We start from the raw sequence: 24,319 nt of genomic DNA, 5'->3' as shown, positions 1-24,319 counted from the left end.
TGCAAACTGTATAACAAAAATATAAAGCCGTTTCATCGCGGGCTTTTATGATCCGCCTGGATAACTGGATTCATAAGACGGGTGAAGGCAAAAGTCCCCTTCTGCAATGAGAAGAGGCATGACTACATATTTCGATCATTAGCCTAAATACTGGGGATAGAGGGGATGGGAAAGGATGATTGACATGAAAAAGGCGGAAGTCGGCAATGTCATTGAATTCAAAGAAGGTTTAAAGGGTGTAGTGGAAAAGGTCAACGAAAACTCTGTAATTGTCGACATTACCTATATGGACAATTACAGAGACTTAGAACTCGAACAAAAAACCGTGGTCAATCATAAAAATTATAAAATTATCGGATGACCATAAACTGCCAGCGCCAGAGAGATTCCAATAGGTATCTCTCTTTTTTTACTGCCAATTATGCTGCCGTCACTCTTTCTCTTTATTCTCGTCTATATGATAGGGTACAATCATTAAAGCAATTCATTTAATTCTATATGAAAGTTGAGGCAGTCAGAATGAAGAAACACGCCATACTCTTATGTATTATGCCAGTCTCCTTATTCATGCTTGCCGGATGCGGAGGGACAGCAGACAAAAAAGAAGCAGAACCCGAAAAGATGGAGTCTGTCTCTGAAAAAGCTCCGGAAGTAAGAGCAGGAGAACACAATCTAACATACACGAAAACCGGGGAAAGTATAGAAGATACAGCTTTTTTGAAAACAAGCGACAATCAATCTTTTTCAATGTATGTATTGCCTGAATTTGAATTGAGTTCAGAAGAACCCGGCCAAGATATCGTCTATTTAAAAAAAGATGAGCGTATTTTTATGAGGATAGAAATCGTACCTGAAGATGCGAATTGGACAGAATTAGCGGAAAACGCAAAGAGTGAATTGCAGTCCTCTTCTCAATCGTTAATTGATCCCGGCCTGAATATTGATAATGGAAGTTCTTTTGAGGCTAAATCAGAAGAAGGTTCTGTGACATCTATATTGCTAAAAGAACCGAACCATCCCGCAAAAATTACGATCTATTCAACCGGAGAATCTGATTATAGGGATGCCTTTCTGGAAATGGCTAAAACGATTAATAAGCAAAAATGAAGGAGAGGCCGGTCATTCCGCCTCTCTTCATTTTTTCCAGACAAGAAAAAGAAAGATCATACTGATATACCCAAATAGCGGATACAGCCCCCCCAATAATTTCCCATAACCAATTTCTCTGATAAAAAAGGTTAAAAAAACAATTACAGCCAATACTATAAAACCCGAAAGAGGGATATATTGTTTAGCCTGCTTCCCTAATCCAAAAAGATTTCCGACAACAGAAGTGAAAATTTCTCCAAAAATCACCAGAATGAAGAGACCATATAACCCCGGCGCAAAAGCTTTCATGAGGAAAGCAGTTGGAATCTCAAACTTCATTACTTCTGGAAGAGCGATTAAGGCAAGATGTCCTGACAGCAAAATGATTGTCAGGAAAACACCGCCCAATACAGCACCCTTCCGAATCGTTTCCTCTTCTTTAATTTCTTTGGCAAGAGGAACAAGAACCGCCTGTGACAGAGCCAAATTAAAGGCCGTATAAGAAAAAGGGGACAGAAACATTTTTAAACTGGCTGTCTCTTCCGGAATGCTGAAAAAGGCTAGAAAAAAACCATCTCCCAAACTTAATACACATAAAGTTAGGCTAAATCCAATCATAACCGGCACAACAAAAGTATTAACGGCAAACAGACCCTTTACACCAAAAACCATGGTTAGGGCTGCAAGAATAATCGTAAACCACATCCCAAAATGCCGCGACATGCCTAATTGTTCGTGAAATATGGCTCCTGCTCCAGATATCATGACTGCTGTCACACCAATAAGCATAATAAAAAACAAAATATTAATAAGGGTGCCAATTTTCCTGCCAAACAAATGACAATTCAGTTCCTCATAACTTTCTGCCTCTATTCTTTTTGCCACCAGCATAATTTTTGTACCAGCGTATATAAAAACGAAACCCGCAATTAAAATGCCAAGGAATCCAAAGAATCCGTAGCGGGTGAAAAATTCAACTATTTCTTTCCCTGTTGCAAACCCTGCACCGACTATTGTGCCTACATAGACGGCAGCCACTTGGAAAGCACCTGACCACTTTGAGAGCATCTCTTCCCCTCCTCCCCTTAACTATATGATTGGGAGAGGGCTTTTAAGACAGGCTCTTCATAAATCCATATATTCAAAAAAGCTGATCATTAACTGATCAGCTCTGACATGCACTTATAAGGCTTTATCATCCACGGAATCCAGCCATCTCTGCAAGCTTTTCACTATGGTTTGGACCGTCCCTTCTTCAAAAGGAGAATTCAAGTTGGCTGCTTCAATCAAACCAAGGAAGGATTTGCTTCCTCCAAGGCTGCAAAGATGTAAATAATCCTGCCAGGCTGTTTTGTCCCCTTCCATCGATCGCTGCCAGAATTGGAAAGCACATACCTGTGCAAGTCCATAATCGATATAATAGAAAGGGGAACTAAAAATATGCCCTTGCCGCTGCCAGAAACCTCCAGACTTCAAAAATTCATTCTCTTCATAATCCCGGTGAGGAAGATATCTCTTTTCAAGATTCTTCCATTCCTCTTTTCTTTCAGTCGGTGTAAGGTTAGGGTTTTCATAAATCACATGCTGAAATTCATCCACTGCACAAATGTAAGGCATGTACTCCAGACTTTTTCCAGCTATATGAGAAAACTTATATTTCAGTTCATCTTCTTTGAAGAACAGCTCCATCCACGGCCATGTAAAAAATTCCATGCTCATTGAATGTATTTCGGCCGATTCATAAGTAGGCCAATAATATTCGGGGATATCAAAATGAGAACTGCTGTAAACTTGAAAGGCATGCCCTGCTTCGTGTGTCAAAACATCAATATCACCGGAAGTCCCATTGAAATTTGAGAAGATAAAAGGAGATTGATAATCTTCTATATAGGTACAGTAACCGCCGCTCTCCTTCCCTTTCTTCGCTTCCAAGTCCATCAATTCCCTTTTGAGCATGAATTCAAAGAACTCCCCCGTTTCTTTTGAAAGTTCCTGATACATTTTCCTTCCATGATCAACAATCCATTTTGCATCGCCTTTTGGCATCGGATTGCCTGAGACGAATTCAAATGGTTCATCATAATGTTTCAGACTGTCCAGGCCAAGTCTTTCGCGCTGCCTGTCTTTCAGTCTGCTCATAAGCGGAACTATATATTCTTCGACTTGTTTGCGAAAATTGGAAACCATTTCCGCATCATAATCCGTTCTTGCCATACGGCAGTATCCCAGCTCGATAAAATTCCGATACCCAAGCGTTTGGGCGATTTCATGACGCACCTTTACCAGTTCATCAAAAATACGATCCACTTCTCCGGTTTTTTCTTCTAAAAACCCAAAATAAGCAGCATGTGCCTTTTTGCGCATCTTCCGGGACGAATCTTCCATAAATGGAACTAACTGAGCCAGCGTTCTTTCTTCTTCTTCAAATTCTATTTTTGCAGAGGCAATCAGCTGGGAATATTCACTGGAAAGTTTGTTTTCCTTCTGTAACAAAGGAATAATTTCCGGAGAAAAAGTCTTCAACTGAGCTTCTGCAAGAGCAAACAATTGTCTGCCCCATTTTTCTTCCAATTGTTTACGGTACTTGGATTTCACCAATTCTTTGTAATAAAGAGAAGTCAGATTCTCTACTTCTGGACCAAATTCGTCAAAGAAATCATTTTCTGCTTTATAAAAGTCATTATTCGTATCGATGGAATGACGAATATATCCAATATTGAACATCGTAGAGACATTGTTTCTTAAATCATTGATCTTTTTCATGGCAGCAACTTGATCTTCTACATTCTCTGCTTTTTTAAAATACTGCAATTCAGCCTGGAAATGTCTTTTAACCTCTTCAAAATTCGGTCTCTTATATTCATACTCACTGAATTTCATATAGATATCACCCTTTCAAATGTTTTATAAACGTTCCAGCTTACGCTTTATGTAAAACCCAGATACTAAAAATGGATAACGATATGTCTATTATACCTTACAACAATCATCTGTAATAAAATCCCATCCATATCCACAAAGATCCGCTCTTGTTTTAAACAACATATTTCAGCTATAAAAAAACCCCCGCGTTTTAGATACGGGGTGTTTCTTTATCATCCTTCAGCATGAAAGCCAATTTTCTTCAATAACTCTATTGCGGTTTTCTTTTCTTCCAAAGAAAGAACGCTCATGATATTATCTATCTTTTTCTCATGATCCGGGAACATCTCTTCAATGAAAGCTTTCCCTTTTTCAGTAATCTGAGCAAAGGTCACCCTTCTGTCTGTTTTACAGGCAACCCTTTTTAAGAAATCCTTTTTTTCAAGTTTATCAACGACATATGTGATACTTCCGCTCGCTAACAGTATTTTTCCGCCTATTTGCTGAAGAGGCTGATCCCCTTTGTGATAAAGAAGTTCTAATACGGCAAATTCAGTCGGGTTCAGTCCGTTCTCGGCTATATGCTTATTAACAACATCATTTATAGAACGATGGGCTCTCGATAAAACGATAAAAAGTTTTAAAGAGTGTTGGATACTTTCATCTCCCATTTTCTTTCACAACCTTTATATATTAAATTAAAGAATCTCGAATTAAAATTATTATATTGAAGTACGAGGGGTTTGTCAATATTGTTGAATCGGATCGGTTGTTAATCGCGATGCTTTATTGTAAGATTTTAGAATAATTAAATAAAATTTAGATTTTAACAAGATGTTTTCATTTCCTTGCTATTTTATCATATTATGCCTTTTTTTGAAGGAAAATAGGCTAAGAAAGATTCGTCATTCTTTCAGGTTTTACCTCATACATAAAACATAGAAGGAGATTTTCCCATGGCCAATGTTTCAGCCGCTAACCATTCATCATTCAAAAGCAGTGAACTGACAATGAAAGTTTTGCTCATTATCGGGTTTTGCCATCTGTTGAATGATTCTTTGCAGGCTGTTGTCCCTGCAATGTCCCCATCTTGGAAAGATCAATGGGATTAACCTATACGCAGCTTGGAATGATTGCTTTTACACTGAACATTGTTTCATCCCTGCTTCAGCCGATTATAGGATTCTATTCAGATAAAAACCCGTTGCCCTTTGCTTTACCTGTCGGGTTAACGAGTACACTTGCCGGCGTTATCATCCTCGGAACAGCCCCAAGCTATGCAATGATCATTCTTGGAGTCTTATTTATGGGATTCGGTTCTGCCATTTTCCATCCAGAAGGGTCACGGGTAGCCTATATGGCCGGCGGGAGCAAACGGGGGCTCGCTCAATCTATCTACCAAGTAGGCGGTAACACCGGACAGGCATTGGCCCTGCTGATCACTGCCTTGATTTTGTACCCTTTGGCCAGAAGGGCGCCCTCTGGTTTGCTCCTGTGGCTATGACAGCCGTGCTTTTTTAAGCTACATTGCAAAATGGTATTCAAATCAATTAAAAGTATTTACACCGAAGAGAAGCAGCCGAAGCAGGAGCCAGACTGCCGGGGTGAAACAAAAGATCTTCAAATCGTTGGGAATCATTCTTTTTCTTATATTCGCCAGATCTTGGTACATTTCATGCATGACAAATTTTTATAGTTTTTTTCTTATTCAGGAACATGCTTTTTCCATAAAGTCAGCTCAAATTTTCCTGTTTGCCTTTTTGGCGGCAGGGGCAGTCGGGACCTTTTTCGGCGGGCCTTTAGCTGACCGTTTTGGACGGAAAAATATTATTCTTCTCTCCTTCATATTGAGTGCACCGCTGACTGCTTTACTGCCCTTTGTTCCATCCATCCCTTCATTTGTCCTGCTGCTTCTGATCGGATTTGTCATTATGACATGCTTTTCTGTCACCGATATTTATGCTCAGGAACTCGTGCCAGGCAAAGTGGGCACTATGGCTGGATTAACAGTTGGGCTAGCATTTGGAATGGGCGCAGTCGGCTCGGTGGCATTAGGGGCTATCGCTGATAAAATTGGAATTAGTTCAATGATAGAAATCGTCGGTTTTCTTCCTCTCATTGGCTTATTAGGCCTACTTTTGCCGTCCGATAAAGTTTTAGCAGAATGGAATAAAGAACAAGGACGCCCATAAATGCATATATAGAATCAAGTTTATCATTTGTAACATGGGGAATGGCATAAAGATATGCAGATTTTCATCTTTTTAAAGAAAACTAACGGAAAAGAAGGACTAAAGTATGAATGAAGTGATTATAGGAAGTGTGCTGTCAGCCTTATCAACCGGTGTGGGGGCTTTGCCGGTTCTTTTTCTTTACAAAGTAATGTCTCACCGTTTTCGGGACACTCTTCTTGCATTTACAGCAGGTATCATGATGGCTGCATCGATGTTAAGCTTGATACCAGAAGCCCTTGCTTTAGGAGGCTTTCTGGAACTTCTGATAGGCATCATTTTTGGGATTGTTGTTTTAACGCTTCTGGAAATGTATATCCCCCATAATGATTTGAGTCATTCTCAAAGCGGTATTCAATTTGATGAGAAAGCTCTTTTAATCATTATGGCCATAACCTTGCATAATATCCCGGAAGGCCTCTCAGTCGGTGTCAGCTATGCGACGGATCAATCGGATACCGGCAATTTAATCGCATTGGCCATCGGCCTTCAAAATGCGCCCGAGGGTCTATTAGTTGCCTTGTTTCTGGTAAATCAACAAATTGGCAGGTTTAAGGCTTTTATTATCGCTACTCTGACCGGCTCCATCGAAATTGTGACCGGATTGCTTGGCTATTATTTGACCAGCTACCTGGATTTTCTTCTTCCATATGGGCTGGCTTTCGCTTCAGGAGCTATGCTTTATATCGTGTATAAAGAATTAATTCCCGAAAGCCACGGTGACGGCAATGAAAGAAGCTCCACCTATTCATTTATTGTCGGTCTGCTTTTTATGGTGTTATTACTGGAAACAATGTAAAACTCCCATTGTAAAAAGGAGTGCCATATCGAATGGAGCACTCCTTTTTACTTAAATTCATGATTGAAAATACGGGTCATCGGGTTTCTCCTCCTTTCCAGGAGCCTGTCCCTTTTCGAACGAAATGAGCGTTCATTCACTTCTGTGACTATTACACACCGGAAAGCATATCCAGCTGCCTGTCATCTACTATGTCCAGCTGCGATTCAAGCCCCTTGCCGTCCTTTTCTAATGGATGCTTGGCCAACAGGTATTCCAATATGACATAATCAAGCTCTTGACTGGCTGATAAAGTATATTCGTGATTCATGCCGTACATTTTGGCAAACTTCAGCATTTTATTCCTTTTCGACTGGATATCCGAACAAATTTCCGTAACACTCCTTCTTTTCATCTCCTGATAAATCCTCCTGCCTTTTTAAAGCATATAATTAAGTAGTATTACAAATTATCCTTAATATGTAAATAGATAAGCAAAATAAGACAAAACTTCTTAATATGTGATAAAAAGAGATACAAAAAACCTGCCTAAACAGACAGGTCGAAGCTGCAACGCATTTATACACTTTTGGTAATTGTAACCATTAAGCTGCCCGATCCATTCTTTTTACTCGGCACATTTCATATTGACAGGGAGATACAGGTGAAATACCGTACCCTTGCCTTCTTCACTTTCAACCTCAATAAATCCATTATGTTCCTCAATAATCTTGTAACTTACCATAAGCCCCAGACCGGTTCCCCGCTCCTTAGTTGTATAAAAAGGTTCTCCCAGCCTTTTAATTTTTTCCTCAGATAAACCATAGCCTTCATCCCTGATGGAGATACATACCATATTTTTTTCGTTTTTCCTTGTTTTAATATAAACTGTGCCGCCGTCAGACATTACCTCAAAGGCATTTTTGATAATATTAATAAACACCTGTTTGAGCTGATTGCTTTCGCAAAAAATCTTAAATTCAGGCTCTTTAAAGTCGATACTGAATTCTATATCTTTCAATAATGCTTCAGCCTTAAGGAAACCTAGTGTTTCACGAAGAATCGTATTTACATCCTGTTCGAAGTATTTCATTGCCTGAGGTTTGGCAAGAACAAGAAATTCTGTAATGATAGATTCGATCCTTTCGATTTCTGAAGTAATAATAGTGAAGTAATTTGAGTAATCCTCTTTAACGCTCCCTTGCAGCAGCTGGATAAATCCTTTTAAAGCGGTCATCGGATTTCGGATTTCATGGGCAATCCCTGCTGCCAGTTCTCCAACGACATTCAGAGTATCGGATTTTCTGATTTGCTCCTGAAGGGCAAGCTTTTCACTGACATCTCTGACAATCGTAAGATGAAGTCCCGAATACAAATTGGCCCGTGTTGAAAATTCCAGATGCTTTTTACGTCCATTTTTAAAAGTAATGGGAATCAGCGAGGTATATTCCTGTTTCTTAAGAGCAATCTCGATATGATCTTTTAATACTTTTTTTGTATTGGGCAGAATGCTTATGAATTTTTCCAGTGATAATCCAAGAAAAACATGTTTGGGAATTTCCAATATTTCAATCGCTACTTCATTAATATCAACAAACCCCTGCTCGCTCCAAATGATCTTCCCGTCCAATGAACCTTCAAATATTTTACGGAATTTTTTTTCGCTTTCCCTCAGATCCTGTTCAATTTGCCAGCGTTCGCTGACATTTCTAAAAATCGTAATATAGTAGCCCTCTCCAACATGCTTTTTGGCGGTGAGTTCTAATAACTTAATTTGACCATTCGGCATTTTATAAAACAGCTCCGCCCGGGTCTGCCCTTCGGTCTGGATTGCTTCGACAACCTTAATAAAATGATGGTTTTTCTGGTGTACATGCTGCCATATATGACTTCCTAATAACTGATCCCGTTCTGACTCGAAAATCCGGCAGGCCGACTCATTCACCCTGAAAATGATTCCGTTATGGTCCCAAAAAATAATGGCGTCCACTGTCTGTTCAAACAGTTCAGTAAATATGCGTTCACTGGAATCCAGCCTTTTTTTTATCAGCTTAGAATCAGTCACGTCCTCAAAAATGGACATAAAGAAACCTTGATAGATCGGCAGACTTGTGGAGAATGTAAAATGAAGGTGCTGCAAACCTATCCTCATTTCTATTTCTCCGCTGTCCACACCATTCTGTGTCACAGTGTCCATGCTCTCTTCCCAAAATTCTCTATATTCCGGCGCCACTAAATTTTTAATGTTTTTTCCTACAATCTGACTTTTGCTGATTTTAGCCAGTTTTGTGAAAGCTTCATTCACCTCATAAATAATACCGCTCCTGTCAAATAAAATAATGCTGTCAATGGCCGTATTATACAAATCTAAAAACATTTTGCTTGATAGGGCCTGTTCGCGATCGCGTGCCTTTTCCTCTGTTCGGTCTCTCAGCCGGTAAAGCGTCTTTCCCTCTAATTCGACATCCACAATTAAAAATTCGATATGCTTAATTTCCCCATCTTCCATTTGAAAGATTTTTTCCTGGGTATGCATCGGTCCCCAATTCTCTTTAATCACAACAATATTAAAAAATTCATCGAGCTTCGTATTCAGAAGCTTATCCGCTGACAATTGCAGCAAACGGCATGCAGCTTTGTTCACATGAGTAATCGTTTCAGTTTCATCCACAATGATATAAGGATCATACAAAGCATCAAATATTAACTTGCTTTCTTCAAGCTGCTTATTCTGTACCTTCATTTCATTACCAGCAATTATTTTCATTTCTTATTACCCTCCGAAACTCTCTTCCCTGTATCTATTCGACGTTTTACAAATTTTACCCTATTTCTTTTTTAAAAATAGTGAATTTTGACCACTTTTTCATCGAAAGGATCATTTTCCATTAAAAATATTACACTTTGATTACCTTTTGGTAATCTTTAACTAAAAAAAGATTTCCAGTAGATACTATTGGGTATTAGGTGTTAGACTCGTGAAAGACCAACAACAAATTGGGGTGAAACCTACGTGAATCAACGTGACTATTTTTTTGATAATGCTAAATTCATTCTAATAGGTTTTGTAGTTTTCGGTCATCTTCTGAATACCTACATCCATGACAATGAAGTCATTTATTCTCTGTATAAAACCATCTATTCCTTTCATATGCCCGCTTTCATTCTAGTCTCCGGCTTTTTTGCAAAGGGTTTTTATCAAAAAGGATATTTGCTGAAGATAACAAAAAAACTTATTATCCCATATCTCATTTTTCAAATGATTTATACGGTTTACTATTATTTTCTTTATCATCATTCGACCATGAAAGTTGATATTTTGAATCCGCATTGGTCTCTTTGGTTTTTAATCAGCCTGTTCTGCTGGAATATCATGCTGCTGGCATTTGCTAAATTAAAACCATTGACAGGGATCCTCCTTTCAGTCAGCATGGCTCTGGCTGTAGGATATATTGATTGGATCAGCAATTATTTAAGCCTCTCCAGGACTTTCGTCTTTTTCCCTATGTTCCTGATTGGCTATCATTTAAGCAAGGAAAGCCTGTGCCGTCTTGTGACACCGTCTTTCAAGGCAGCTTCCGTGATCATTCTGGGAGTGGTTTTTATAGGCTTTTATCTATTCCCGGATATCAACTATAAATGGCTGCTTGGTTCTAAACCTTATGCCATCCTTGAGGACGCAACCTTTATTTCCATGTTTAAACGGTTAGGCTTTTATATGTTAAGCCTTGTCACAGTGATGAGTTTCTTAGCCCTTGTTCCCCGCGGGAAATATTTCTTCACGAACTGGGGAAAGCAAACCCTGTATGTCTACCTTCTCCATGGATTCTTCATTCGCTTTTTCCGGGAAAGCGATATACAAAATCTCTTTTCCAGTGTAGAGAGTTTCTTGATCCTTGCGGGAATTTCTTTGCTAATTACCATCGTTCTTTCCAGCTCAATAATCGCCTCCATCGCACAGCCTATCATTGAGCTGAAATGGACAAAGGCTAAGCAGTGCATGACTTCCTTGAAACGCAAAGAACAGCAAGAATCACCTAATGCCTAATAAAAAAGGATTTCCCCTACTCGGCGGAAATCCTTTTTTATTGAATTTTTCAAAACAATATCCCTGTGTTAAAATGAATTGTTATATACAAGCCAAGTAATATTTCGAAAGGGGACAGCACCCGCGCTTTATTATGAAAATTATTATGAGTACGTTAAATGCAAAATATATTCACACTTCCCTGTCTATCCGCTACCTGAAAGCTTACGCAGCTCCTGAGTATGATGTTCAGCTAGCAGAATATACAATAAAAGATCCAATCATGAATATTGTTGGTGACCTGCATTCTAAAAAACCAGATGTGATAGGCTTTAGCTGTTATATATGGAATATTGAAGAGACAATGAAAGTAATTGAAATGCTGAAGAAAATCAATCCAGATATTGTGATTATCCTTGGAGGACCGGAAGTTACCTATGATGTTGGTTATTGGCTTGACAAGATTCCTGGTGCGGACTTCATCGCAATAGGCGAAGGAGAAGTGACGTTTAAGAAACTTCTCAAGGAAATTGATGGTTCTAAAGATTACACAAAAGTTGGCGGCATCGCTTATCGGAAGGATGGGAAAAAAGTGATTCAGCCCCAAATAGGCAAGGCTGATCTTAAATCCCTGCCGAGTCCTTACCGTTTGAAGGAAGACAGAGAACACTTGTCTAAACGGGTAACGTATATTGAGACCAGCCGGGGATGTCCTTTTAACTGCCAATTCTGCCTCTCCTCCATTGAAGTGGGCGTAAGATATTTTGAGCGTGAAAAAATTAAGGAAGACATCCGGTATTTAATGGAGAATGGTGCCAAAACTATTAAGTTTGTAGACCGTACCTTTAATATCAGCAGAAGCTATGCCATGGAAATGTTTGCGTTTCTGATTGAAGAACATCGTCCTGGTACAGTATTTCAGTTTGAAATCACGGCTGATATCATGCGTCCTGAAGTCATCCAATATTTAAATGATCATGCCCCTGCCGGCCTGTTCCGCTTTGAAATCGGAGTTCAGTCCACCAACGACGAAACAAATGAACTCGTTAAAAGAAGACAAAACTTTGAAAAACTAAAGCGGACAGTCACCATGGTAAAGGACGGCAAAAAGATTGATCAGCATTTGGATTTAATAGCGGGACTTCCTGAGGAAGATTATCGAACATTCCAGAAGACGTTCGATGATGTATTTGCCATGCGTCCTGAAGAACTTCAGCTCGGTTTCTTAAAAATGCTTCGCGGCACAGGGCTTCGTATAAGAGCAAAAGAACATCATTATATTTATAGTGACCATGCCCCTTATGAAATTCTCGGCAACAATGTCCTTTCCTTCGATGACATTGTCCGTATAAAGCAGGTAGAAGATGTTTTAGAAAAGTATTGGAATGATCATCGTATGGATACGACCATCGAATATTTAGTAACCGATGTATTTCAATCTCCATTTTATTTCTTTCAAAGCTTTGGAACGTACTGGGATCAACAAGGCTGGTCACGTATCGGCCATCAGCTCGAGGATTTATTCCGCAGACTCCGCCAGTTTATTTCTGCTGCAAAGCCTGAACATTTAGATGTGATGGAAGGACTGATGAAATACGATTATTTGATCAATCAAAAATATAAGCCTCGGAAATCCTGGTGGAATCAAATTCCCGATAAACAACAGCGTTCTGCCATGTTTGAGGAGATTTCTGCTTCACCTGATATGTTTGGACCTCAATATCAAGAATTGAATTTAAATGAAAAGGATTTTCACAAGCATACTATGTTCGATGAACTTCCTTTTGACCTTTTTAGTTATTTAGAAAAAGGCTCGATTATTAAAGCACCTTCTATCTTATTAGCCTTTTTTGATCCTGCCGGTACTGGAGTGAGTATTTTTTCAGCAACGTCAGTAAAATCCGGTAAAGAAGAGGCTGGGACCAAATAAAAAGTATCCAATTTCTCTGTGAGAAATTGGATACTTTTTTATATATACTCTGTTCCAGAGACGTTTTCCGAGGCACACGGCTCGAGTCCGTTCTTTTCCCTTCACCTATTCTAAGAATTCTCTGTTTCTGCCTCGGCCTCTATTTTTTCTTTTTTGTTTTTTGATGACAAGATTTCGTAAATTTTCGTCCAATTCATATCCCCGCTCAATTCATTGCCAAATTCAGCCTGTGTATTGGCCGTTTTTCTTTCGTCTGTTTTTTTCTTTGTCATCCTCGGCCTTTCCTCCCCATTTTGGAATTTCTGTTAGCCCCCTTCATGACGTTATCATCCGCTGCAAATTCATTGGCATATTCATCTGCAGCCTGATTCTTCTTTGGTGTCTTGCTTGCTTTTACTGCACCATCTATATTTGCTTTTCGTTTCATTTTCAGACCTCCTCAAAAATTTAGCCTTACAGCCTTAGGATAAGGTGATTCGGATTAATTATTCATGGATAAGAATAGCGGGACGAACAAATTACAGGAGTTTAGCTGTCCTTTTCATCCTTGAACTCTTTTGATTACCTTAAAGGAGATTGGGGTATAGAAAAAACGAAAATCCCCTCTGACTCTGCCTTTTATCTCATCAGGAATAAAAAATGAATCGAGGAGTGTCTGTCTTGAAAAGTATAATATCGAATCCTTATTCCAAGAAAAAGCCCCTTCCGACAGTATGAGAGCATTAAACAGATATGGAATGAACACTATAGAATTCTGGTCCTCTCATGATAAAGATCTTCAAAAAATTAAAAACACAAAAGATGAATTGGGGATGGAAGTAGCAAGTATTGTTGTTAAACCAGAAAGCTGGGTGGATCCTTCCAACCGGGATAAAGCCCTTAAAGCCCTTAAAGAGACAGCAAAGAATGCTAACTATCTGGGCACAAAACTTATGGTTCAAACGGTCGGATTCGAAGCAGAGGGACTAACAAGACAAGAAATGCACAAAAGCCTGTCAGAAGGCCTGAGAGCCTCTATTCCGATCTTAGAAGAACATAAAATAACAATTGCTATTGAGCCGCTCAATACAAAAGCGGATGCCGAATTAAAGGGCTATTATTTAAATACCTCTGAAGAAGCATTCGAAATCGTTAAAAACATTCATCATCCTTTAGTCAAGGTTTGCTATGATATATACCACGTTCAAATAATGGAAGGCCATGTCATCTCCAGAATGCTGAAGAACATTCAGCATATCGCCCATATCCAGGCAGCAGGAACACCTGGAAGGCATGAATTATTTCTTGGCGAATTGAATTATGATAATATATTTGATGCGATTAAACAAACAGACTATAGCGGTTACGTAGAAATTGAATATTTTCCTATCCACAACCCTATTTATGATTTGGCTGAGATTCATAAAAAGCATCATACCGGGTGATGACCTTTGCTTTTTCTGAACCTGAACTGATTCCTCCGTCATTCATTCCAAACTATAGAAAAGCACCTGCTGTCAGTTAAGCTTTCTCTGTCAGCAGGTGCTTTTTTACTAATTTGAGGATTCTTTTATCATCACCCTATTATGATTCTTTCTTTTGGGTAATGATATAGCTCAGTGACCTCTTTCCTTCCAATGATATATAAAAAGGAAGTTATACCGACACGGCCGATGAACATCAATAAAATGATAATGATCTTCCCTATATTTGTAAAATCAGGCGTGACCCCCATTGAAAGGCCAGTGGAGCCGAACGCAGAACATACTTCAAACGTAATAGCTGTCACGCTCATATCCTCTGTAATCGTTAAAATAAATACGGAAAACATGCAAAGAAGTGTGCCCATCATAAAGACTGCTGCAGCCTTTTGAACATCATCAGGGTGAACTTCCCGTTTAAAAACCTTAATAGACTTCCTCCCTCTGGCAAAATTCCAGAGAAATAAGATTATAATGGCGAGCGTAGTAGTCCTGATTCCTCCGCCCACCGAACTTGGGGAAGCCCCAATGAACATCAGAATACTCATAAAGAGCAAAGTTGCTTCGGAAAATTGATTAACATCCATCGTAGCCAATCCTCCGCTCCTTGTATTTGTAGACATAAACAAGGAATAGAAAAAAGATTCATGCCATGTTTTCCCAGAGAAAAAGCCATTCCACTCCAGTAAGTAGATCACCAGGCTCCCGCCAGCAACCAGAAGAAAAAATGTTACACTTGTAAGCTTGGTGAACAAGGAAAACCTAAATCGATACTTTCTTGAGGAAGAGGATAAAAAGGCCTTTAATTCGATAAGAACCGGAAATCCTATTGCCCCTAATATAAGAAGAAGAATAGATACAAATTGAATGAAATAATCATTCTGATACGGAATCATCGAAAAACCGGTAATATCAAAGCCCGCATTTGTCGTTGCGCTAATCGACAAAAACAGCCCATTCAGCATTGCATAAGGGAACGTCATATCATAATTCAGAAAATGAATTCCCAGGATGACGGCTCCGATCGCTTCAATAATGACAAATATTTTAATAATTTCAATCAGTAATTTTACAAGACCTGATAATTGAGTTTGATTTTGATCCGTCATAATCAATTGGCGTTCTTTAAGCCCGATTTTTTTTCCTACAATCAGCCAGAAAAAGGTTCCCAGAGTCATAATACCGATTCCGCCGAACTGCAGTACAAACATCAGGATGAAATATCCCGGCAGGCTGAATACATCAGCAGTATCCACAACTGTCAAACCTGTGACACTAACAGCACTGACAGCAGTAAATAAAGCATCAATAAAGTTCCATTCAAATCCTTTTTTTGTAGCTATAGGCAGACTAAAAAGCAAGGTGGATATACTGACTGCAAGTAAGTAATACCCGATGATTAGCTGGGCAGGCGAGAGCTTGACCAACTTTTTTCTAATATCCATCATACATTATTTCCTTTCTCGAGAAAAATCAGGAGTAAGATAATCGAAATCTACCTTAGTTTACTTGTTTTTCGGTTAATTTCCAACCCTATTCAGATCTTCTCTGCATCCATTTTCTATATCTGGATGTTCTGCCAATAAGACCTACCATTAATGATAGCATATTCCGAGCATACTAAAAGCACAGGGGCTGGCAGTCCCTGACAGTAACGAAAGGAGGGAAAACAGAAATGCCCAACAGCAGCAATAAACTCCTCGTTCCAGGCGTTGAACAGGCTCTGGACCAATTTAAATACGAAATCGCCTCAGAATTTGGCGTTCAGCTGGGTTCTGATACCGTTTCGCGCTCCAATGGTTCTGTAGGCGGAGAAATGACAAAAAGACTTGTGCAGCAGGCACAGGCTCAGCTAAAAGGTAAATAAATAATGATTGATATGAAAAAGGCCTGTCTTTGCAGGTCTTTTACTTGTTTCTGTTATTTTTTTCTTTTCTTTTTTCTATTGGATTCGATTTTGTGGGCTCATGGTGAATCTGTTTCGAAGAGTCTTTCGGATGGTTTTCGTTAATCTTTTGTTTGAATTCCTTCTTTTGTTTCCCATTCTCTCGCGGTTCTGGTCTCTTAAGATGTTTTGCAGAATCCTTTTTCTCCATTACTTTAATCTTCTTATACGGTTCCTTATTTTTCTTTTTTGTTCCGGCAAACGGCCTATTTTTAGACAGCGTTTTGGCATGCGTCTCTTTAACTGTCTCAGCCTGCTCCGGTTTTTTAAATTCCTTCTTCACCGGTTTAACAGGACGCAGCTGATTATTGTTTTCAACTGCTTTCTTTTCAACTTGTATCCTTTCTTTTTCTTTAATTGGATTGTTATTCAGGCTTTTGCTATTTACGGAAACTGCTGTCTTATTCTTCTCATCGCCAGGTATTATAGGATGAATGTCCTTTTCTTCACTAACAGGGCTGCTTTGCTTTTTGTCACTTTTCTTAGCCTCAGGTTCTTTCTGTATCTGGTCCGTTTTCGGTTTTTCATTATTCTTCCTTTTTTGTTCCACATAGATTCCTGTTGAGACTCCTTTTTCCCTTGCCATTCTTCTTTCTTTTTCTGAAGCTTCAATGATCTCTAACTCATTGCCGCTAAATAGATTTAATTGGGAAATCTTCTTCATATCTTTTTCTAATACAGCACTCTTCTCGTCATTTTTGACAGTCGTTGATATGAGAATATCCTTTCCCTTAATCTTGTCAAGGAACCCAAGACGTTTTGTTTCTGCTGCTAATTTTTCGGTTACTTGCATGATATCTTCTTTTTTCCAGCCCTTCATGCTGTTAACTACCTGTTTTCCGTCAGCATTTATTCCCTGCAGATCGATAACCCTCATGTCCCCGTCCATACTCAGCTCAATACTGGGATTGATATCAATCGTCATATAAGCATAAACCCTGCTGCCCTGGATTGAAGGCAGCGTAAAATACAGGATCCAGCAGGCTGCCAACACAGCGAACATCACTTTAACAGAGGAATGCTTAAAAAAGGTCTGTCTGTGACTTTCTGAGCGAGGAGAAAACCAAATTTCCTCGCCAATATGGTCCAGCCCTTTACGGCGTTCCGTTTTTATGAATTCTCCATCAGGAGTCATGACGGTCACAAACTTTCTGTCAATAGAAAGGACTACACCTTTTTTCATGCATTGTTCACACCTTTAATATAATCAAATAAGTATAAAAACTCTCCGTTTAAAATGATGGAAATGGCAATGATATACTTACGATTGCGTTCAATTGTCTTCCGGCTGACCTGGACTTTATCTTCCAGCTGTTTAATCGGGAGCCTCTTTTTCGCAAAGAGAAATTCCTTCATTTCATGATCACTCATTAGAGTCTTCGCAATCTTTATGGCCCCCTCCCTCGCATCAGCATGCTTCGGGGAACTCTTAACTAGATCATTAAAGGTTAAACTAAAATCGCTTAAACGTTTTGTATATAATTGAATTTCTTCTATTCTTTTTTCTGATTCCTTAATTTGTTCATATTGCTGTAAGGATTTTTCATTGTCTAAAAAAGACTGGCTGGAACCTTCATCCTGATCGGTTCCCATATCCAAGATCATTTCTTGGTTTCTGGACTGGCTCCGCAAATAATCAATCACTTTCCGCCTGATCAGGATATCTGCAAACGAAAGCAATGAGCTCCCTTTTTCCGGAGTAAATTTATCAATTGCATCATTGAATGCGATTAATCCCATGCTGAATTCATCATCTGATTCCGTTATGTATCGTTTACAGACGGAAGATACAGTTTTAGCAATAAATGGTTTGAAAGAGTGAATGATTTCATTTCGCAGCTCTGTATCTCCAGACTGGATTTTAAGAATGGTCGATTCTAAAGACCGTTTTTTATGCATAGTTGATAACACCATGCCAAACATATTTGCACCTCGCTCCTGCCGACCCTATATATAAACAGGCCAACATATTTATTCTTAAGCGGAGCGGGTTCATTCAACAGTACCAAAAGGCCTATTTCCCTCTAACAAAACCATTACAAACATTGATGAAAATCAGGCAAACTGCTTTTTCTTTATCTTTTCTTACAGCTACATTACTATTTGTTTTCAACTTGTCGCCAAACAGAAGATTTAAATTAAAAAAGATATATTTTTCATCTTATTTTAATACTCATCTACCACATAAATTCGGCTTACTTTTTACAGATTTGAGGGTCGCCGAAAGAAAGTTTTTTATTTATTTTTTATATCAGCTAACTATGTATTGAAAAAGGATTTATAAGAGGCTGTTACCGAAGCAGAATATTTTTAGGATAAAGTTATGGGTAGAACAGAAAGTCCTCCAGGGGAACAGCGAGAGAGACTACAAAGCACTCCCCCTGAATTTAAATCCCATACGCATAAGTAAAAAACCATCACATTTCTCCCTGTGATATTATCCCCTTTAAGTAGACAGTGTAAAAAACCATTTCCATTGAATGGTGATACACTATACTTGGAGGGGATTTTTCTATGACAAGAAAAAACCAAGTCTATACAAACGAATTAAAATTAGAGGTTGTTCATGCCTATCTCCGTGGGGAAGGCAGTTATCAAGTCATTGCCGATACTTACAATATTAGAAATTCGTCACAAGTAAAAGCCTGGGTCAAAAAATTCAAGGAAGCCGAAAGTACGGAGGCCTTTAAACGATTACCATCCATTGGATCTGGAGCTAAGGGAGTAGCGAACCCATTAAAGGGGAAACGCATTCACTTTACATCGATTGAAGAAGAAAGAGACTATTACAAAGCACAGGTCGAATACTTAAAAAAGCAGTATCCAAATCTGTAAGAGGAGGTGCACCGAGTTATTCCGATCGATATCAAATCATCGATTCCATGAAGGATCGTTATCCCATCACTTGGTTAGCTGAAATGGCGGGAATACAGCGTTCTGGTTACTACAAATGGATCAAGAATGGTCGTCAATCAAGTCGTGCGAAAAAAGACCTATCATTAAAACAACAGATTTTAACAATCCACCAAGAACATAAGGAATATGGCTATCCTCGCATGAAAATTGCTTTACAAGAACGAGGCTTCTTGGTGAATCATAAAAAAGTGTATCGATTAATGCATGAGCTCGGTGTACAATCCATCATTCGTAAGAAACGGCGTTTTTTCAAAGGGAAAGAGTCACGAATTTTTGAGAATATTGTAGATCGTCAGTTTAAAGATCGACAATGGAATGAAGTGCTGGTTACAGATATTACATATCTACCGGCAAAAGAAGGATTCTTATATCTATCGGCCGTACAAGATTTATATAATAATGAAATCGTTGCTTGGAAAATCAGTAAATGTAATGATCTAAAACTCGTTTTAGAGACAGTTGAATCATTAACGAAAAAAAGAAATGTGTACAGAAGTATCCTTCACTCTGACCAAGGATTTCAGTATACATCTCATGCGTATCATAAACAGCTGAGTCATTTAGGGATTATTGGTAGCCATTCCCGTAAGGGGAACTGCCATGATAATGCCTGTATCGAATCATTTTTTCCCACTTAAAAAGTGAATGCATTTATCTCTCACATTTTGAAACGGATGAAGAATTAACCCTCGCTGTTGAAAACTATATTTATTTTTATAACTATCAACGCTTTCAAAAACGACTCAGCCACCTAGCACCGATTGAATTCCGATGCCAGATGGCTGCATAGTCTTTTATAGCTGTCTACTTGACAGGGGTAAGTCCACTGTAAGAAAAGTGATGGTTTTTTGTTATCTCTGCCCCTTCAGCCGTGTTTCCTATAGAATGCGCTAGAATATTACGCCTGCTGCGTATCTTTTTTTCCTGTTATGAAAAAGGCTGCTGCAGCTATGCCGACGAGAACTGTCCAAAATACAGTTTTCCAAGCAGCTGTTTCAGGAAAATGTTCATCAAGTATTCCCAATGCCGGATGAGCCAGTGTATAAACAGCCAGTTTTACACCTACCCAGCCAACAATCAAAAATGCTGCTGTCTCAAGTGATGGCCTTTTATGAAGCAGTTTAACGAAAGCCGTAGCAGCAAAACGCATAATGACCAGTCCGATAATTCCGCCAAGCAGCATCACCGTAAACTGCCCCCCGTCTATACCGCCAATTTTCGCCCAGCCAGTTTCCGGCAGCGTGATGGCTAAGGCAACTGCGGCCAGCATGGAATCAATTGCAAAAGCAATATCCGCCAGTTCAACCTTCAAAACAGTCATCCAAAAACCGGATTTCGATTCTTTTTTCTTCACTTCATCCGTCTTTCCGCTGCTATATTTCTTCACCAGATGACTTCCGGCAATATAAAGCAGGTAAATAGCGCCCAAGGCCTGGATATACCAAACATTAACCAGGAATGATATTAAGAACAAACTTCCAAATCGGAAAACAAAGGCTCCAAGAAGTCCATAGAACAAAGCCTTTTTCTGCTGTTCTTTAGGCAAATGCTTAACCATGACAGCCATAACAACAGCATTGTCAGCTGCAAGAATCCCTTCAAGTCCAATTAGCACTAGCAAGACCCAGCCATACTCAAGAAATAATGATGCTTCCATGTTTTCTACCTCCATTATAGATAGTTTGAACTCTCCACCCTATTTCTAATCGGCAAAAACAAAAAGACCTCTGCCGCGGATAGGCAAAGGTCTTGCTGAGCATGAATACCATGCTAACAAAGCCGATGGATGCATAGACATCCATGTAATGACGACTTTGTTTTAGGGTTGCCCCTAACGCTACTCCCCTTTGTAAAGGAAAATCAGTTATGATAAGTTCAGTTTAACCGATAAATACGCTAATTACAAGTCATTTTATGCCTTATTTGTAAAATAGTTCGTTAATTCACATTTTTCTTATTTTTATATAGTCTTTTATTAAATTTATCCAATTTGTACGTCTCCCGAAATAATTTTTGAAGAGAGAAAGGAAAGAATCATACTTCTTTTTATAGGGGTACCATTGGATTTCTGTCTTTCCTTTGCCTGAATGAATCATTACCGCTTTTTCGTGACAAAAGATTCTTAAGCCATTTTCGCCATGATACCGCCCAATTCCGCTTTGTTTCGCTCCTCCAAAAGGCAATTCATGATTGGCAACCGTGCCAAGGACATCATTTATATTGACTGCTCCAGTTACAAGCTGTTTGGTGACGCGATCCGCTTTTGCCAGATCTTCTGTCCATACGCTGGAATTTAACCCATACTTACTGTCATTCGCAAGATTTACTGCTTCTTCTTCTGTGTCAAAAGGAATAATGGGCAAAACAGGGCCAAATGTTTCTTCCGTTACTGCTTTCATGGAATGATCTGCACCGGAAAGAATCATCGGCTCAAGGAACAATGTCTTCTCATCCAGTTTCCATTGATCTGGATACTTCCCAGTCTCCAGAATCGCTCCTTTTTCCAATGCATCCCTTATATGGCTTGAGACGATCTCCCGCTGTGCAGGGAAAGTCATTGAGCCGATATCATCATCCACACTGGCTCCCTGCCGCAAAGAAAGAGTCTTTTCCTTTATAAGCTTAAGAAACTCAAGGTAAATCGTTCGTTCTGCATATACCCTTTCTACACTCATGCAGACTTGACCGCTGTTTGTAAATCCTCCCCAGATCGCTGCATTGGCAGCGCGTTCAAGGTTAGCATCCTTAAAGATAATCATTGGATCCTTTCCTCCCAGCTCAAGCGTTACTGGAATCAACTCTTTGGCCGCAAGCTCTCCGATTATTTTGCCCGTTCTGACAGACCCCGTAAAAAAAATATAATCCGGCTTGGCATTTGTCAGCAGAGCCCCGAGTTCTTTTCCGCCATGGGCAAACTGGACGGTTCCTTTTGGGAATCCGGCCTCCCTGAACAGTCTCTCCATATATACCCCAACATAAGGAGTCACTTCGGATGGTTTAGCAACTACACTGTTCCCCGCTGCCAATGCACTGACAATCGGGATCATCGCTAATTGAAGAGGATAATTCCATGGTGAAATAACGAGTACAGCTCCACGCGGCATATAATCCACATAAGACTTTCTCCCAAACATAAGAAGCGGCGTTGCTTTCTTTTGCCTGGCCAGATTTTTTTCAGCTGTCTTTTCAATATGTCTGATTCCCTCTATAACAGGCATTATATCAGCAACAAGCGCTTCCGTTTTCACCTTACCTGTATCTTGAGAAATAGCCTCAGCCATCTCTTCCATTCTCTCAACCATTAATAGCCGGAGCTTCTTTAAAAAGGCTAAACGCTTTTTAATTGAAAAGGCTGCCCAGGAGACCTGTGCTTTTCTGGCTTCCTTATAGATGAATGGCACCTGTTCAGCCGCAGTCTCCTGCATTCTAGCTATTTCCTCTCCCGTTGCAGGTGAGTATACCTTCCATTCTCCTACAGATTCTTTCATGCTGTTCCCCCTTCTATTTAGTTTTATCTATTATACAGTGGCTGTCTATTCAGATATGTTTCAATTCTTAAACATATCGTTAAACAGTTTTGCAAGCAACGGATTAGATCAAATACAGCAAGCAGATTATAATGCCTTTATTTTCATTATTTTCAAAGAAGGGATCATTTAGACTGTTCTCGAATTTATAAAAAAGTAATTAGATTTCATCCTAGAATAGATATTTTCTTTGCGATTATTTGAGATTTTTATTATCATAGTTGGTGTTTTTCCGGTAGTATAGAAGAAGGCGATTTTTTCGCGTATATTGATTGAGGTGAACGGACAGATGAAAAGAATTATTAAAGCCTACGACTACCCTACCTTTATTGCTGTTGTGCTGCTCTGCTTGTTCGGTCTGGTAATGATATACAGTTCAAGTATGATTACTGCCGTTACCCGCTATGACCAGTCGCCGGATTTCTTTTTTGACAAACAAAGAACCTATTTGATAATTTCTTTTATTGCTATGCTAATGGCGATGGTTTTCCCTTATAAAGCTTATCAGAATAAAAAGTTCTTGATGTTTATGATGTTCGGGATTGCCGGTTTTTTGTTTTTGGTTAACTCTATTGGACATACGGCCGGCGGCGCGCAAAGCTGGTTCAAAGTTGGTTCAAGTTCCATTCAGCCAGGTGAATTTGCCAAACTGGCACTGATTATTTACCTTGCAGCCATTTATGGAAAACGCCAGAATTTAATCAATAATATGGATAAAGCGATTATGCCACCTATCATTTTTCTGGTTTTCATCTGCTTTCTGATTGCCATTCAGCCTGACTATGGAACAGCTGCCATCATTTTTTTAATTTCTGGCGCTATAATCATTTCATCAGGCATGAGTTTCAAAAGCCTTTTTAAATTAGGTCTCCTGACGATGGGAGTAGCCTTAATCTTTGGCTTGGGATTTTTCGTGACAGGAAATTTCTCGTCGCTGCTTTCAGAAAATAAGATTTCCCGTTTTACCGGGTTCATGGACCCCTTTGGCACGGCCGATAAAGATGGATACCAGCTGGTTAACTCCTTGTTTGCAATCGGATCAGGGGGCCTGACCGGTGTCGGTCTTGGGGATAGTGTTCAAAAGTATGGTTATCTGCCTGAATCACATACTGATTTTATTATGGCTGTGATTGCTGAAGAATTAGGGATTTTCGGAGTCGCCTTTGTCTTATTGGCACTTGGCTTCATTGTTTTACGCGGGTTTTTACTTTCCGCAAAGTGTAAAGATCCATTCGGGAGCCTTTTGCTGATTGGCATCTCATCGATGATTGGCATACAGGTGTTCATTAATGTCGGCGGAGTGACGGGACTTATTCCGATCACCGGAATCACTCTTCCTTTTATAAGCTATGGAGGCTCCTCCCTATTAGTTTTGATGATTTCCATGGGAATTTACCAGAACATAATTATGAGAATGAATCTCTTGGCCGACAAGGAGAACCCCATTACTGATAGTGCCTTCACCGAACAAACAGCTACTCCCAGATAACCTATACAAAAAGGTCCGAGCACTAATGCTTGGACCTTTTTGCATGGGTTTTCCCTTTTTTCGGA

20 protein-coding genes and 2 pseudogenes are annotated in these 24,319 nt (G+C 39.4%); 10 read left to right on the top strand and 12 right to left on the bottom strand.

The window, feature by feature from the left end; all coding sequences use genetic code 11:
* The first annotated feature begins 184 nt into the window (after positions 1-184).
* On the top strand, positions 185-361 hold the full coding sequence (locus BQ4305_RS18580; RefSeq protein WP_110929689.1) for a YkvS family protein: 177 nt from the start codon (positions 185-187) through the stop codon (positions 359-361).
* A 158-nt stretch (positions 362-519) separates the two neighbouring features.
* On the top strand, positions 520-1,107 hold the full coding sequence (locus tag BQ4305_RS18575) for a hypothetical protein (RefSeq protein ID WP_199880757.1): 588 nt from the start codon (positions 520-522) through the stop codon (positions 1,105-1,107).
* A 27-nt stretch (positions 1,108-1,134) separates the two neighbouring features.
* On the opposite strand, the gene BQ4305_RS18570 is transcribed toward BQ4305_RS18575, so the two are convergent.
* From BQ4305_RS18570 to BQ4305_RS18560, 3 genes are all read right to left on the bottom strand, one after another.
* Positions 1,135-2,157, bottom strand: coding sequence for a YkvI family membrane protein (locus BQ4305_RS18570; RefSeq protein WP_110929226.1), 1,023 nt, complete (start codon positions 2,155-2,157; stop codon positions 1,135-1,137).
* A 114-nt stretch (positions 2,158-2,271) separates the two neighbouring features.
* Positions 2,272-3,969: a M3 family oligoendopeptidase gene (locus BQ4305_RS18565; RefSeq protein ID WP_110929225.1), complete on the bottom strand. Its 1,698-nt coding sequence runs from the start codon at positions 3,967-3,969 to the stop codon at positions 2,272-2,274.
* Positions 3,970-4,184: 215 nt separating this feature from the next.
* Positions 4,185-4,622 carry a MarR family winged helix-turn-helix transcriptional regulator gene (locus BQ4305_RS18560; protein ID WP_110929224.1) on the bottom strand — a complete coding sequence of 146 codons (438 nt, stop codon included), beginning with the start codon at positions 4,620-4,622 and terminating at the stop codon, positions 4,185-4,187.
* Between the two features lie 285 nt (positions 4,623-4,907).
* Between BQ4305_RS18560 and BQ4305_RS18555 the strand changes: the two are divergent.
* Both BQ4305_RS18555 and BQ4305_RS18550 read left to right on the top strand, forming a co-directional pair.
* Positions 4,908-6,143 (top strand): annotated as a pseudogene (locus BQ4305_RS18555) (MFS transporter).
* A gap of 106 nt (positions 6,144-6,249) precedes the next feature.
* Positions 6,250-6,981, top strand: a complete 732-nt coding sequence (locus BQ4305_RS18550) for a ZIP family metal transporter (RefSeq protein ID WP_110929223.1) — start codon at positions 6,250-6,252, stop codon at positions 6,979-6,981.
* Positions 6,982-7,132: 151 nt separating this feature from the next.
* On the opposite strand, the gene BQ4305_RS18545 is transcribed toward BQ4305_RS18550, so the two are convergent.
* Complete coding sequence (locus BQ4305_RS18545; protein ID WP_110929222.1) at positions 7,133-7,375, bottom strand: aspartyl-phosphate phosphatase Spo0E family protein; 243 nt, start codon at positions 7,373-7,375, stop codon at positions 7,133-7,135.
* A gap of 213 nt (positions 7,376-7,588) precedes the next feature.
* A complete protein-coding gene (locus BQ4305_RS18540; RefSeq protein WP_110929221.1) occupies positions 7,589-9,727 on the bottom strand; it encodes a PAS domain S-box protein in 2,139 nt (712 codons plus the stop codon).
* Positions 9,728-9,973: 246 nt separating this feature from the next.
* Between BQ4305_RS18540 and BQ4305_RS18535 the strand changes: the two genes are divergently transcribed.
* A complete protein-coding gene (locus tag BQ4305_RS18535; RefSeq protein ID WP_110929220.1) occupies positions 9,974-11,008 on the top strand; it encodes an acyltransferase family protein in 1,035 nt (344 codons plus the stop codon).
* Between the two features lie 133 nt (positions 11,009-11,141).
* Entirely contained in the window at positions 11,142-12,917 is a 1,776-nt protein-coding gene (locus BQ4305_RS18530) for a B12-binding domain-containing radical SAM protein (RefSeq protein ID WP_110929219.1), read from the top strand.
* Between the two features lie 110 nt (positions 12,918-13,027).
* On the opposite strand, the gene BQ4305_RS21685 is transcribed toward BQ4305_RS18530, so the two are convergent.
* Both BQ4305_RS21685 and BQ4305_RS21680 read right to left on the bottom strand, forming a co-directional pair.
* A complete protein-coding gene (locus BQ4305_RS21685; protein ID WP_199880756.1) occupies positions 13,028-13,189 on the bottom strand; it encodes a hypothetical protein in 162 nt (53 codons plus the stop codon).
* Positions 13,186-13,344, bottom strand: a complete 159-nt coding sequence (locus BQ4305_RS21680; protein ID WP_199880755.1) for a hypothetical protein — start codon at positions 13,342-13,344, stop codon at positions 13,186-13,188. Before BQ4305_RS21680 ends, BQ4305_RS21685 begins: the two co-directional genes overlap by 4 nt.
* A 286-nt stretch (positions 13,345-13,630) precedes the next feature.
* On the opposite strand from BQ4305_RS21680, the gene BQ4305_RS18525 reads away from it, so the two are divergent.
* Positions 13,631-14,341: a TIM barrel protein gene (locus tag BQ4305_RS18525; RefSeq protein ID WP_110929218.1), complete on the top strand. Its 711-nt coding sequence runs from the start codon at positions 13,631-13,633 to the stop codon at positions 14,339-14,341.
* A gap of 131 nt (positions 14,342-14,472) precedes the next feature.
* Here BQ4305_RS18525 and BQ4305_RS18520 read toward each other — a convergent pair whose 3' ends face one another.
* A complete protein-coding gene (locus tag BQ4305_RS18520) occupies positions 14,473-15,825 on the bottom strand; it encodes a TrkH family potassium uptake protein (protein WP_110929217.1) in 1,353 nt (450 codons plus the stop codon).
* Positions 15,826-16,052: 227 nt separating this feature from the next.
* Here BQ4305_RS18520 and BQ4305_RS18515 point away from each other — a divergent pair, with 227 nt between their 5' ends.
* On the top strand, positions 16,053-16,244 hold the full coding sequence (locus BQ4305_RS18515) for an alpha/beta-type small acid-soluble spore protein (protein WP_110929216.1): 192 nt from the start codon (positions 16,053-16,055) through the stop codon (positions 16,242-16,244).
* Between the two features lie 40 nt (positions 16,245-16,284).
* On the opposite strand, the gene BQ4305_RS18510 is transcribed toward BQ4305_RS18515, so the two are convergent.
* Together BQ4305_RS18510 and sigI are read right to left on the bottom strand one after the other, a co-directional pair.
* Entirely contained in the window at positions 16,285-17,505 is a 1,221-nt protein-coding gene (locus tag BQ4305_RS18510) for an anti-sigma factor domain-containing protein (RefSeq protein WP_110929215.1), read from the bottom strand.
* Positions 17,502-18,245: an RNA polymerase sigma factor SigI gene (gene sigI / locus BQ4305_RS18505; RefSeq protein WP_110929214.1), complete on the bottom strand. Its 744-nt coding sequence runs from the start codon at positions 18,243-18,245 to the stop codon at positions 17,502-17,504. The genes BQ4305_RS18510 and sigI overlap by 4 nt, the downstream gene beginning before the upstream one ends.
* A 591-nt stretch (positions 18,246-18,836) precedes the next feature.
* On the opposite strand from sigI, the pseudogene BQ4305_RS18500 reads away from it, so the two are divergent.
* A pseudogene (locus BQ4305_RS18500) lies at positions 18,837-20,028 on the top strand (IS3 family transposase).
* Between the two features lie 108 nt (positions 20,029-20,136).
* Here BQ4305_RS18500 and BQ4305_RS18495 read toward each other — a convergent pair.
* Both BQ4305_RS18495 and BQ4305_RS18490 read right to left on the bottom strand, forming a co-directional pair.
* Entirely contained in the window at positions 20,137-20,895 is a 759-nt protein-coding gene (locus BQ4305_RS18495) for a TerC family protein (protein ID WP_110929213.1), read from the bottom strand.
* Between the two features lie 286 nt (positions 20,896-21,181).
* Complete coding sequence (locus BQ4305_RS18490; RefSeq protein ID WP_110929212.1) at positions 21,182-22,726, bottom strand: aldehyde dehydrogenase family protein; 1,545 nt, start codon at positions 22,724-22,726, stop codon at positions 21,182-21,184.
* A 328-nt stretch (positions 22,727-23,054) separates the two neighbouring features.
* On the opposite strand from BQ4305_RS18490, the gene BQ4305_RS18485 reads away from it, so the two are divergent.
* Positions 23,055-24,254 carry an FtsW/RodA/SpoVE family cell cycle protein gene (locus tag BQ4305_RS18485; RefSeq protein WP_110929211.1) on the top strand — a complete coding sequence of 400 codons (1,200 nt, stop codon included), beginning with the start codon at positions 23,055-23,057 and terminating at the stop codon, positions 24,252-24,254.
* Positions 24,255-24,319: the final 65 nt, after the last annotated feature.

Origin of the sequence: Bacillus massiliglaciei (assembly GCF_900098925.1) — a bacterium.
In the GTDB taxonomy this organism is placed as follows: domain Bacteria; phylum Bacillota; class Bacilli; order Bacillales; family DSM-1321; genus Peribacillus; species Peribacillus massiliglaciei.
The sequence above is the reverse complement of the archived record's forward strand: the minus strand, read 5'-3'. Positions and strand labels throughout refer to the sequence as shown.